Here is a 12,150-nt window from a genome sequence, read left to right as displayed (position 1 = left end):
AATACTATCCCTGGCCTTCCATTACGTGATCGTAGACATCCATGATGCGCTGCAGGCGAGTGGTATGATTAAAATAATCCCGTACATGCTTTTCTCCGGCAGCGGCCCAACCGGTCGTCTGTTCCGTAGTGGTGAGGGCCTCCTGCATAGCCGCGGTCAGTGCCCGTGAGTCGTTGGGGGTGATCAGCCGGCCGGACACACCATCCGTGACGATCTCAGCCGTCCCTCCCACGTCAGTCGCCACCACCGGGACGCGCATCAACAACGCCTCCAGGACCACATTGGGCATACCTTCCGTGCTGGAGCTCTGCACGACCAGGTCCAGGCTGTTGTAGACCCGCTGCATGTCCGCTCGGTAGCCGGCGAATACGACATGATCGACTATACCCAGTTCTCCGACCAGGCGGCGAAGGCGGTCTTCCTCGGGACCGATGCCTACGATGACGAAGCTGACGTCTGGCATTTCAGGGATGATTTCTGCTGCAGCACGAAGAAATAGATCCTGACATTTCTCGAGGCTCAGTCGGCCGATGTTCCCCACCACTTTGTGATATGCGGGGATACCGAGTTCGGCCTGCACGGACCGGTCGCTGCGATCCGGCCGGTAGTCCTCCACAATCAGGGCGTTCTGTATCACGGCCAGCTTTCGGGCCGGAATACCGTGGGTAGACAGATGCGCCTGCATACGCGCACTGACGACGATGGTACGGTCGAAGAAACGCAGGAGAAATTTGTCGACGACTGTGTAGATCCGCCCCTTGAGGTCGTTGGCGATCCAGCCGTGGCAGGTTGACACCGCCGGGATACGAAGTCGTCGTGCGGCGATCAGCCCATAGAGATCCGAGCGGAAATCGTGGGTGTGGATGATGTCGATAGCGTTGTGTCTGCACCAGTCCACGATCTGACGCAATACATCGGGGTCGATGGCACGGCGCTCGGCGATGGGATAGGTCTCCAGGCCTCGCCGGGTCGCCTCGCTGAGGTAGGCATGCTCACCGTGCCGGTCACCGGAGAATGCACCGACCACGATGTGGTAGCGCTGCGGGTCGACCATAGAGGCGGTATCGAGGATGGTGCGCCCTGGTCCGTCGACCCAAGGGGAATCGCGCAAGTCGAGTACGCGTCGGGCCAAGGATGATACCGTTGCGGGTGGCATAGCCGGATCCGGAAGCGCGACATTCATTGGAACCGTCGCAGCCAAACGCACGACACGCTCAACATTTCGTTGAACCAGTCCGGGTGTGCCAGGATGTGGTTGGCCTTGTCGATGACATGAATATCCACCCAGTCACGATGTTTGGCAAGACGCTCGGGGTCACGTTCCTGGAACTTCTCCTTGAACTCCGCCGCCAGCCGATCGGACCCGCTGAAGATATGCAGCATCGGGCGCCGGCTCTGCGACATGGCAAAGAAGGCCGGTGCGAATCTCGGATTGGTGTTGTCTGTCGGCTGACCATTCGGGGTAGGTGCGACCGGTTTAGGTGCATTGCGCTCGAACAGGCGCTTGATCGATTTCCAGATCACGCGGTAATCACTCTTGAACGACAACAGCCGCAGCCAGGATGCAGGATCCCGTAGTTTGCTCAGATAGCCCTGGCGCAGCTGATCCAGCTGTCCGCGGGTCAGATGCGCCGACCACTGCGCATCGCCGACATCGAGAGCCACCGGGATACCCAGCGCCAGCAGACCGACGATGCGCTGGTCGTGCTCCGCTGTCAGGAGGCCGGTGAGTGCACCGCCGCACAACCCGCCGGCGATACAGCGGCTGAAGCCATGCTCGGCCTGCAGCCAGTCCAGCGCAGCGCGGGTATCATCAATGTAGCAGCCGAGTTGGATGCTGTTGTAGATGTGGCTCAGCTGGGTATGCTTGATCTCACCCTCGGCGTCACCGAGTCCGGAAAAATCGAACCGTAGTACGGCGAAGCCCTCGCGCACGAAGGCCTCCGCCATCTTGTTGTACATGCGATGCGGCGCGACGCGCATCTTCACGCCCGGTGACAGCAGCAGGATGCAGGGTCGGCCGGCGACCGGGACAGCGGGCAGGTGCAGCATGCCGACCAGCTGCTGCCCCTCACCATTCCTGAAGCATACCGGCACGATCTCAGGCACGGGCCGCCCCCAGCCAGGTCCGTGTGGCAGCCGACAGCGCCGGCGAATGTCGTGCGAATTGTTTGATCTCCCTCCAGAACTGCAGCTCCTCGACACGTTGCATGTCAGCCTCCGGGAAGGCGGCAGCGAGCGCCTGCAGATCGGCGCGCGGCGCCTGTGAGGCCCGCGCGATGGCGATGATCTGCACGGGTCCCCGCACCCGCGTGGCCGCCTCGAAAAGTCGGATCGCGCAGCCCTGATCGAAGAATGGATTGCCTAGATCATAGCCGTCGATATTCACGAACTCGCCGGCGCGGATCCGGCTCACCAGTTCGTCGCGGTTGGCGATCACCTTGCCATGCAGGACCATCTGCGTGGTCAGGTTGCTACGCAACTGATCCTGGAGATATTGCGCCATGTCGATGACCGGGTCCCACAACACCAGACGCCCGATGGCCGGGTTCTCCGCCGCCGCCAGCACTGCCAGAGTGGCACCATAGCGCAACCCCAGGAGGTGGATGCGGCTCACCGTCGGCTGGCGGCGTTGCAGCTCGGCGACGGCCGCGTGGATGTCAGCCACATGGTCGGCCGGGGTGAACTGCTCGAACTCACCCTCACTGTCGCCGTAGCCACGGTAATCGAAGCGCAGCACAGGCATCCCCTCCCCGGCCAGATCCCGTGCCATGGAGACGAATACCCGATGCGCCCAGAGTTTCTCCTCGGCGAAAGGATGGCAGAACACCCAGCCTACAACTTCGGGCTCGACGGTATCCGGTTCATGCAGCAGCCCGAACAACCGCTGCCCGTGGCCAGCGAAGAAAAACGGTGTCTCGTTCACGGTGTTTCCTTCATGACACGGCGTTCGGACGGTGTCCACAGTTCCTGGCGCTCACCTTTGAGGTAGCGAAACCACGCGATCAGGATCGCCACGTTCGCCATGACGAAGAACAGTGCGATCCTGCCCAGGGGATTGTCGTGAAGTCCAGCAACACCACGGTAAGCCAGTGCCGCCAGCCCATAGAAGCCGATCTGCAGTACCAGCAGGACCCCGTAGAGCCCCGTGTCGGTCAGGGCGATATTGCTCAGGAGGGCCGCGATCAGCATGAACGGCACCAGCCAGCGGATGAGCTTGTGCGACAGCAGCAGCCAGGCGAAGCGTCCGTAGCGCAGCGGGTTCATCAGGGCCGGCTTGGCGAACAGCGTGGCGATACCCCTCAGCAGGGTTCTGACCTTGCGCTGGAACTCCTGCTCCGGGCGGGCGACGGCGGTCATATGGCCGCGGGCGGCCGGTTCGGTCTGGGCACGGTAGCCCTGCTCCACGGTGTTCAGGACCGACAGGAAATCGGGCGCCAGCCCGGGCTGGAAAGGCTGCACCAGCGCACGACGCTGGGCATAGAACGAGCCGCTGGCACCGACGATGGAGGCCACTGCCGACTCCTGGTTACGCAGGTACAGTTCATAACGGCCGTACAAGCCTTCGCCTGCCCCCCCTGCGATGTGGTCTTCTCCCGATACGCAGCCCACGCCCGGATCCGCGAACGGCTGCAGCAGCGCGCTCACGGCGCCGGGTTCCAACAGGATCGAGGCATCGGTGAAAATGATGATCTGGCCGTCGGCGGCCTCCAGGCCGGTGTTCAGCGCGTGGGCTTTGCCGGCGCGTTCCGGCACCTCCAGCACCACGAGCTGGAAGGGGAGGTTCGCTGCCGCGTCCCGCAGCAGTTTCAGGGTGCCATCCGTGGATCCATCGGAGACGAAAATAACCTGGAGATGATCATGGGGATAATCCAGGGCGGCCAGGTTCTCAAGCTTGGTGGGCAATATCCGCTCTTCGTTGTGTACTGGGATGATCATGGAGACGGACTCCGGCGCCTGTTCGGTGACCGGGGTCGGTGACCGGGTCGCCAGCCGTGCCAGTACCGCCAGTAGCGCCGGATAGAGGAAATAGGCGTAGATCACGCCCAACAGGCTGGTCCAGAAGATGATTTTCATCGTAGCAAGCGGTGGAAGACTGGCATCTGGCGAGGGATCTTCCCCTTCATCGAGCCCCGCCTACCGTAACCAACGTCCCCCATTGGATGGTACAACATATTGAAATATTAGCTTAAATCAATGCAGGATGTAAGCAGTGTGTGATAATCGCCGCGGCCGCTCGCCCTTCTGAACGGAGAGGGCCGGCGGGGGTTCGTCATCCAGGCCCGAGGCAGCGTACCTGAGCGGGCAGTATTGGCACAGAGGCCAAACCCAATAGGCATGAACAGACAGATCCCCGCGGTCGCGTAAGCGATTGCCTACATCCAAACCGTCGGATGTAGTGGTATTGTCGCCCTGTCGCTCAGCACCCGCCGATGCCATAACAATCCCTGCGAATGCAAGAATATAGGCAAGTGATACGCATGTCCGGACAGCCTGTCATCGAGAGCCCCCCCTCCCATCTCAGCCATCCCCGCCATCGTGCTGCACCCCTTGGCGTGCTGTCGTACCACATCGAGGAGGCCACGGAGATCAATGCCGTCGACTGGGATGCCTTTCTCCAACGTACGCCTGGTGCAAATTTCTACCAGGCCTATGGCTGGCGCCGGGTCAACAACGGGCAATTCGGGCACGACACCCATTATCTCGTGGCACGCAGTGCATCGGGCGGTGACATCTGCGGGGTGTTGCCCCTGGTGCTGCTGAAGAGCCGGCTGTTCGGGACCATTCTCTGTTCCATGCCATTCGTCAATTTCGGCGGTCCCTGCGCGGCCAATGCCGACGTCGCTCAGGCGCTGCTGGCGCGGGCCACGGCGCTCACCCGGGAACTCGGCGCCGACTATACCGAGTTGCGCGTGCTGCAACCCATTCAGGACGATCTACCCACGACGCAGAACAAAGTCAGCATGACCATCGATCTCGATGCCGACCCCGATCGAGTATGGCAGGCCTTCACCAGCAAACACCGCACCAACATCCGCCGCGTCTACAAGAATGACATCGAGGTACGCCACGGGCGGCAGGAACTCCTCGGCGATTTCTACCACCTCCTGGCGCTCAGCTGGCAGCGCCTGGGCACGCCGATCTACCGTAAGGCCTACTTCGCCGAGATACTGGAGCACTTCCCGGAGGCCACGCGCATCTTCATCGCCTATCGGCATGCCACGCCGGTCGCCGCCGCCTTCAATGGCTACTTCAAGGATACCGTCGAAGGTATGTGGGCGGGCACGTCGCCGGACCACCAGAAACTGCAGCCCAACTATGTACTGTACTGGGAGATGATCCGGCATGCCTGTGAGAACGGCTATCGGCATTTCCATCTGGGTCGCTCCACGGTCGACAGCAACGCCGAGCAGTTCAAGAAGAAGTGGAATGCTCATGCGCAACAGCTCTATTGGCAATATATCCTGAACGGTCGCGAGGATCTGCCGGAGCTGAATGTGAACAATCCCAAGTACCGCTTGGCGATCGCGCTGTGGCAGAAGCTGCCGCTGTCGGCGACCCAATGGTTCGGCCCCCTGATCGCACGGTCGATACCCTGAGATCATGCGGTTGCCAAGATACATTGCGCCGGCCGGAACGCCGATCCCCTTCACCACGCTTATGTCCGCGGGGATTGATCAGCTTCGTGGACAGGACACGGGAGAGGCGCTCGCCGCGGCGATCCAGGAGCGTTACGGCGTGCGCCACTGCCTCACGCTATCTTCCGGGCGAGCGGCATTGACACTCATCTTCCGCACACTGAAGACGCTGGCCAACGACCCCCGGCGCAACGAGGTCATCGTGCCGGGCTATACCTGCTATTCGGTTGCGGCCTCCGCCATACTGGCAGGGCTGCGGCTGCGCATCGTAGACATCGACCCTCAGACACTCTCCTACGACCAGGAACTGCTGGCAGGCGTCGATTGCTCGTGTGTGCTGGCGATCATCTCCGCGAACCTCTACGGCCTGCCGAATGACCTCGACGCCATCGAGCAGTTGGCACAAACGCGCGGGATCTACATGATCGATGATGCCGCACAGGCCATGCACGCGACGTTTCGGGGCCGTAACGTCGGAACATTCGGTGATGTCGGCATCTACAGCTTCGACAAGGGTAAGAACATCACCTCGCTGCAAGGCGGTGCGATCGTCACCCGCGACGATGGCATCGCGAAGGCCTTGGCCACGGCGATCCGCGAGCTGCCCGGGGAAGCGCCTGTGACAACGGCCGCGGCATTCGTGAAATTAGCGGTCTATACTCTGCTGCTACGGCCCTGGCTGTATTGGATACCGGCCAACATCCCCGCTCTCGGCCTCGGTAGAACCGTCTACACGACCGATATCCCGTTACACCGCTCAAGCAGCATGGCGACCGGTCTGGTATTGCGCCTGCTCGGCCGGATCGATGCCATCACCGCGGCGCGGGTACAGGCTGCCGCACGCGTTGCAGACGCGCTGACTGGTATTGACACAGTGAGCGTCATCTCCCCACTCCCTGGCAGCGTACCGGTATACCTGCGCCTGCCTTGCCTGGCGGCCGATGCCGATCAGCGTGATGGCCTCATTGATTCCCTGGTACACGCTGGTATCGGTGCCACGCAGTCTTTTCCATGCGCCCTGGGAGACCTGGTAGAGATCGCAGATCACAGCACAGTCGAGCGCGACGTCATGCGTGGGGCCCGCGACGTGGCCACACGCATGATCACCCTGCCGACCCTCGCCTACCTACGCGATACGGACATCCGCCGGCTGGCCGCGGCTCTCCCCACAACCCGATCCCAAGCGATCTGAGCGGTCATGCTGCGTAACCGAATAAAAAATCTGCTCGCGGATATTTTGTACCATTCCGGCCTCTCAACGCTGCTGGTACGCCGGATGTTCAGGCATCGGATGGTCGTTCTGACCTATCATCGGGTGCTGCCGTTGGCCGACAGGGATACGAGTTTTTCCCACGCTGCCATCATGATCAAACCCACTACGTTCGCGCGTCACCTGGCCGTCCTGACCCGCCATTTCGACTGCCTGAGCCTCGACGGGTTCAATGCTGCCATGCGAACCGGGGCGATATCCGGGATACCGAGATGCCTCATCACCTTCGATGATGCATGGCAGGACAATTACACTTACGCCTTCGATCTTCTGAAGAAATGGCATGTACCGGCAGTCGTTTTCGTACCTACGGACTACATCGGGACAGAAAAACTCTTCTGGCAGGAGCGGCTCGGTCATCTAGTTGAACGAGTCTGTGCCAGCAAGTCGGCCGACGCGGTACGTCTGCTAGGGAAATACGAATGGTCTTACCTGGTGGCCATTCCGCTACCCCAGCGGCGTGAGGAGATAAAAACGGCCATACGTGCGATCAAACACAAGACATACATGGAGATCGATCAAATTATCGCCGATCTGACCGCAGCCCTGAACCACATCGAACCGGATTATGGGCCTGACCGATATCTGTCCACAGAACAGATGCGGGAGATGATGAGACACGACATCACTTTCCAGTCTCACGGTTGCACACATCGTGTGTTTCCCAGTTTGCGTGTGGAGGAACTGTCCGGGGAACTTCAGCGGTCACGCCATTGGCTCCAGGAGCACATGAATGCGGAGCCAATAGCGCTGGCGTACCCCAACGGCGACCATGACTCCACCGTTCAGCGGGAGACGCGACAGGCCGGCTACGCGCTCGCCTTCACGACCATCCCCGGTCAGGTCGACATCACCAGTGATCCGTTGGCGATCCGGCGCATTAATATCAACGACAATGTAGCGGGGAGCGAGGCCCGACTGCTGATGGCCTTGCTGCTTTCAGGCAGATAACCGGACATGAAGATCCTCGTTACCGACGGCGACAGTCGAGCCGCCCTTGCGATCACCCGCAGTCTGGGGAGGGCTGGTCATGAAATCATTGTGGGCTCTAAGCGGATCCACAGCCTGGCGGGTGCGTCTCGCTTCTGCGGCGCCCGGGTGCGTTATCCCGATCCGGATAGCTGTGGGCCGGCATTCATGGATTTCATCGTTGACTATGTCGCCCAGGAACAAGTTGAGGTGCTGCTACCGGTTACGGATATCACGACCTTGATTATCGGTGCCAATCGCCATCGCATACCGGAAGGATGCAGCCTACCCTTTCCAGATATCGACACCGTTCGGGCTGCGGCCGACAAGGACGCGACGATGGCGCTTGCACGCAGGCTCGATGTCGACATACCGCAATCCACCATCATCGATACTCCAGCCGACGCCATAACCGATGCTGGTCGGCTCGGGCATGGGCTAGGCTTTCCGCTCGTCATCAAACCGTTCAGATCACGTATCGATACCGGGACTGGGTGGATCTACACCGCGGTGAGCTACGCGCATGATGAGTCGGAACTGGCTCGCATCCTCGGAGACCTCGATCCACGTGCCTTTCCGGTGATGCTGCAGGAGAAGATCATCGGTCCCGGTATCGGGGTATTCATCTGCGCCCATCAGGGCAAGGTCTTGGCGGCCTTCTCCCACCGGCGGCTGCGGGAGAAGCCACCTTCGGGTGGCGTGAGTGTGTTGCGGGAGAGCATCGCTTTGGATCCTCTGGCGTTGGATTTTTCTGAACGCCTGCTGCGTGAACTCGGCTGGACCGGGGTAGCGATGGTCGAGTTTAAACAGGACCGGCGGGATGGCCGTCCCAAGCTGATGGAAATCAACGGTCGATTTTGGGGATCGTTGCAGCTGGCGATCGACGCAGGCGTCGATTTCCCACGATTGCTCATCGACAGCCTCACGCGCCCACATATGCAGCCGGTATTCGATTACCAGATCGGTGTGCGGACGCGTTGGCTGTGGGGTGATATCGACGCCCTCCTCCTCCGCCTGTTCAAACCCGAGGAGAGCCTCGACCTGCCACCGGGGTTCCCGTCCCGAGGACGTTATCTGGCGGAGTTCATCAAGTCATTCAACCCCGCAACGCGACTGGAGATCGAGCGGCTGACCGATCTCAGACCTGCTTTGCACGAAAGCGTACAGTGGTTTCGTAACCTGCTCAGGACACTGCTGCCGTCTGCATGAGCCGATCACCGAAAGCGGCACAGGCCGCGTGGAGCTGGCGTGCAATGCGCAACTGTTTCTGCGGGGGTTGTTTGTAAGGGTCCTTGATGATGATCGGGGTTGCAGTGCTGACGGCACCCAACCACATGCACTTCTCCAGGTAAGTATAATAATGTTGATGCATGAGCCGGTAATTATGACCATCCATTATCAGAATGAGATCGGCCCAGTCCAGATCATCACGGTTGATACACCTCGAGCGGTGTGGCGCGAGGTCGATACTGAAGGTCTGTGCCATGTGCTGGAATGCCGCCTCGACCTCCCTGCCCGCGCGTGGATGGAAGCCTGCCGATCGTATTTCGAGCATGGCCGGCTTGGTGCAGGTGGTCTTCAGACACGCCTCAGTGAAGGGGCTTCGGTAGATATTGCCATAACAGATAACCAGTATCCGATGCACCGGGGGGCCCTTAAGTAGCGCAGTCGCAGCCGCCCGGGCCCGAAGCCGCGCCAGGGCGTAGTCGCGCCACTTGATGAGTTTGCGTGGCAGAATCGGGGTCATCGGCTCACTGGCGCTCCGCGGATGAGCCGAGCAGCACCGGACTGGCGTGCAGATAGGCGGTCGTGGAGCGCTTCTTGCGGATGTCCTCGAAGACCCATTCCGCTTGTTCCGCGGAGATCCCGATGGCCCGCCCAAGCGCCTCTGCCCCGACTCCATGGTTCAATGCCCACAGTGCCAGGTCCATCTGCTGATACGGCAGTGCGAAATAGAACTCGTCCTGGCCTTGGGGAAGGCTGTAGGTGTCAGTGGTGGGGACCGCCGACGTGATCTCGCCCGGTAATCCAAGCGCCTTGGCCATGGCGTAGACCTGTGTCTTGTAGAGGTGCGCGATGGGCTTGATATCCGCAGAACCGTCACCATTCTTGACGAAAAACCCCTGATCGTATTCCAGGTAGTTGGGCGTCCCGACCACGGCGTAGTTGAGCCGGTCCGCATGGAAATACTCGACCGTTTTGCGGATACGCTGCTTGTAATTCGTCGCGGCGACGATCTGCAGGTATTCTTTCAACGGCAGACGTTTCTCCTGACGATTTCCCGACGGGTCCTCCACCACCAGTAAAAAGTGATTGACCCCCCCTTGAATACCGCCGGAGATCGCGATTTTATTCTTCCAGTCGATACCGTAATCCGGGAACACACTGCGGATAGCCGAATCGCGCCACTCGTAGCAGCCAATCGCGTCCAATGTCGGCGCGATGTCATGCACGGTGTATTCGATGCCCAGATGTTCCGCGAGTGTCCGACCACGAGTGCCGCTGGCCGATGAAGAATCCCGTTCCGGCAGCAACAGACCGAAGACTTTCCTGGCACCCAGCGTCCGCACCGCCAGCGCCGCGCAGACCGAGCTGTCGATGCCACCGGATATGGCAACTACTAGCCCCCTTCGATTGAGCACATCGCGCAGCGCTGCACGGATGCCATCACCGATGCGATCGGCTTCGGCCAGATAATCAATATCAAAAACAGTTGAATCTATGGATTGGTTCATACCTTGTTATCCCATCCTACTGAAGCTTGAAACGCTGCACCTTCCCGGAAGCTGTGCGGGGCAAAGAGTCGGAGAATTCTATGAACTTGGGGACTTTGTAGCTCGCCAGATTCTGACGACAGTGCCGCTGGATGCCTTTCATGTCCAATTCAGCTCCTGGCTTCGGCACCACGATGAGTTTTATCGCCTGACCGAGCATCGGATCGGGCACGCCGATGGCCACCGTTTCGGCTACGCCATCGAGTTCCAAAACGACTTCCTCGATCTCCTTCGGGCTGATGCGATGTGCGCCCGTCTTGATCATGTCGGTGGCACGGCCGACGATGTACAGGTACCCGTCCTCGTCACGGTAGGCGATATCCCCGGTATGCAGCCAGCCGTTGCGGAGTACCTGCTGCGTCGTTTCCGGGTCGTTCCAGTATCCATGCATGATGTTCTGGCCTTGCGCACGCAGTTCCCCCGGCACGTGTGGCTCCAACTCGCGATCATCAGGGCCGTGAATCTCGATGCGAACACCAGGGACGGGCACGCCGATGGAGCCAAGCTTGTCGACCAGTTTCTCGGGCGGCAGGTAGGCCAGTCTGGCGCTCGCCTCAGTCTGACCGTACATGACGAAAAACCGAACCTTCGGCAGCATTGACACCAGCCGGTGGACGTCCGCCGGTGCCATCGGTCCACCCGCCTGGGTCATATAGCGAAGACTCGAGAGATCGAACTGCCCGAGAGTGACACGATTGAGCAGGATGCTGTAGGTGGATGGCACACCCGAAAATCCGGTTACCCGTTCTTCGACCATGCGATTCAGCACCTGTACGGGATAGAGCATGGATTTCTCCAGCACAATGCGCGCGCCGACCGCCAGATGCGTGTGGAGAATGGAGTTACCGTAGGAATAGAAGAACGGCAACACATTGACGATGCTGTCGTCCGGCTGAAGTCTCAGATACTGCAGAATGGACTGCGTGTTACTGCAGAGATTGCGGTGCGTGAGTGTGACGCCCTTCGGATTCCCCGTCGTACCGGAGGTATATATGATCGCGGCCAGCCCATCCTCCAGGAGATCCCCAGGGTGTTGTACCGTCGCCTTGGCCGTCGTCGCCTGCACCCAGGCGTATCGATTCGGCGCGGACGCAGTATCCTGTCCCAGTGCGATGATCGGCAGTGTGGGGGCCATCCGTTCCAGGATCGCGGCGTATTCCGGATGATTGGCATCTGCAATCAGGAGGCTGGCATCGGAATGCCGTACCCAGGTATCGATGTCGCGCGCCTTCGCTGCCGTATTCATTGCCACAACCACACCGCCGCTGAGCAGGACGGCATAATAGGCGACCACGTAATCTACGGAATTGTCCAGGAACAGGGCGACACGATCTCCCTGGCCGATATTCATTTCCGTCAGAAATCCTGCAACAGTCCTGACCCGCTCCCACAGCGTCGCATAGTTCACTCGCGAACTGCCATCGACAATGGCGACCGCATCTGGCTGCTGTTCCACGGAACGCAACAGTAATGCAGGCAGGGATGTGCAGGTCGTGGA

Annotated in this window: 11 protein-coding genes; 4 read left to right on the top strand and 7 right to left on the bottom strand. The window is 60.3% G+C overall.

Annotated elements, in window-relative coordinates; translation table 11 throughout:
• Positions 1–4: 4 nt before the first annotated feature.
• From K8I04_06200 to K8I04_06185, 4 genes are all read right to left on the bottom strand, one after another.
• The gene (locus K8I04_06200) at positions 5–1,111 is read right to left on the bottom strand and encodes a glycosyltransferase (protein ID MBZ0071301.1); all 1,107 of its coding nucleotides are present in this window, start codon (positions 1,109–1,111) and stop codon (positions 5–7) included.
• 68 nt (positions 1,112–1,179) lie between these two features.
• Positions 1,180–2,109 (bottom strand): alpha/beta hydrolase, encoded by a 930-nt coding sequence (locus K8I04_06195; GenBank protein ID MBZ0071300.1) that lies wholly within the window; start codon positions 2,107–2,109, stop codon positions 1,180–1,182.
• Complete coding sequence (locus tag K8I04_06190; GenBank protein MBZ0071299.1) at positions 2,102–2,926, bottom strand: alpha/beta fold hydrolase; 825 nt, start codon at positions 2,924–2,926, stop codon at positions 2,102–2,104. Before K8I04_06190 ends, K8I04_06195 begins: the two co-directional genes overlap by 8 nt.
• Entirely contained in the window at positions 2,923–4,077 is a 1,155-nt protein-coding gene (locus tag K8I04_06185) for a glycosyltransferase family 2 protein (GenBank protein MBZ0071298.1), read from the bottom strand. The genes K8I04_06190 and K8I04_06185 overlap by 4 nt, the downstream gene beginning before the upstream one ends.
• A 404-nt stretch (positions 4,078–4,481) precedes the next feature.
• Between K8I04_06185 and K8I04_06180 the strand changes: the two genes are divergently transcribed.
• Genes K8I04_06180 through K8I04_06165 form a run of 4 tightly spaced genes read left to right on the top strand, consistent with a single transcriptional unit; the run spans position 4,482 to position 9,087 of the window.
• Entirely contained in the window at positions 4,482–5,600 is a 1,119-nt protein-coding gene (locus K8I04_06180; protein ID MBZ0071297.1) for a FemAB family PEP-CTERM system-associated protein, read from the top strand.
• A 4-nt stretch (positions 5,601–5,604) separates the two neighbouring features.
• Positions 5,605–6,831 (top strand): DegT/DnrJ/EryC1/StrS family aminotransferase, encoded by a 1,227-nt coding sequence (locus tag K8I04_06175; GenBank protein ID MBZ0071296.1) that lies wholly within the window; start codon positions 5,605–5,607, stop codon positions 6,829–6,831.
• Positions 6,832–6,837: 6 nt separating this feature from the next.
• A complete protein-coding gene (locus K8I04_06170; GenBank protein ID MBZ0071295.1) occupies positions 6,838–7,860 on the top strand; it encodes a polysaccharide deacetylase family protein in 1,023 nt (340 codons plus the stop codon).
• Positions 7,861–7,866: 6 nt separating this feature from the next.
• On the top strand, positions 7,867–9,087 hold the full coding sequence (locus tag K8I04_06165; protein MBZ0071294.1) for an ATP-grasp domain-containing protein: 1,221 nt from the start codon (positions 7,867–7,869) through the stop codon (positions 9,085–9,087).
• On the opposite strand, the gene K8I04_06160 is transcribed toward K8I04_06165, so the two are convergent.
• Genes K8I04_06160 through K8I04_06150 form a run of 3 tightly spaced genes read right to left on the bottom strand, consistent with a single transcriptional unit; the run spans position 9,062 to position 12,108 of the window.
• Positions 9,062–9,625, bottom strand: coding sequence for a hypothetical protein (locus K8I04_06160; protein ID MBZ0071293.1), 564 nt, complete (start codon positions 9,623–9,625; stop codon positions 9,062–9,064). The genes K8I04_06165 and K8I04_06160 overlap by 26 nt on opposite strands.
• Before the next feature lie 4 nt (positions 9,626–9,629).
• Positions 9,630–10,613, bottom strand: coding sequence for an NAD(+) synthase (gene nadE / locus K8I04_06155; GenBank protein ID MBZ0071292.1), 984 nt, complete (start codon positions 10,611–10,613; stop codon positions 9,630–9,632).
• A gap of 16 nt (positions 10,614–10,629) precedes the next feature.
• On the bottom strand, positions 10,630–12,108 hold the full coding sequence (locus K8I04_06150) for an acyl--CoA ligase (protein ID MBZ0071291.1): 1,479 nt from the start codon (positions 12,106–12,108) through the stop codon (positions 10,630–10,632).
• Positions 12,109–12,150: the final 42 nt, after the last annotated feature.

Source organism: Gammaproteobacteria bacterium, assembly GCA_019911805.1.
Taxonomy (GTDB): Bacteria; Pseudomonadota; Gammaproteobacteria; order Thiohalobacterales; family Thiohalobacteraceae; genus JAHJQQ01.
Note: the sequence above shows the minus strand (reverse complement) of the source record. Positions and strands in the feature narration are given on the sequence as shown.

What these genes read in the sequence shown, in the direction of transcription:
- K8I04_06185 (MBZ0071298.1), bottom strand. Translation starts at nt 4,077, where the DNA reads ATGAAAATCATCTTCTGGACCAGCCTGTTGGGCGTGATCTACGCCTAT.
- K8I04_06180 (MBZ0071297.1), top strand. Translation starts at nt 4,482, where the DNA reads ATGTCCGGACAGCCTGTCATCGAGAGCCCCCCCTCCCATCTCAGCCAT.
- K8I04_06175 (MBZ0071296.1), top strand. Translation starts at nt 5,605, where the DNA reads ATGCGGTTGCCAAGATACATTGCGCCGGCCGGAACGCCGATCCCCTTC.
- K8I04_06170 (MBZ0071295.1), top strand. Translation starts at nt 6,838, where the DNA reads ATGCTGCGTAACCGAATAAAAAATCTGCTCGCGGATATTTTGTACCAT.
- K8I04_06165 (MBZ0071294.1), top strand. Translation starts at nt 7,867, where the DNA reads ATGAAGATCCTCGTTACCGACGGCGACAGTCGAGCCGCCCTTGCGATC.
- K8I04_06160 (MBZ0071293.1), bottom strand. Translation starts at nt 9,625, where the DNA reads ATGACCCCGATTCTGCCACGCAAACTCATCAAGTGGCGCGACTACGCC.
- nadE (MBZ0071292.1), bottom strand. Translation starts at nt 10,613, where the DNA reads ATGAACCAATCCATAGATTCAACTGTTTTTGATATTGATTATCTGGCC.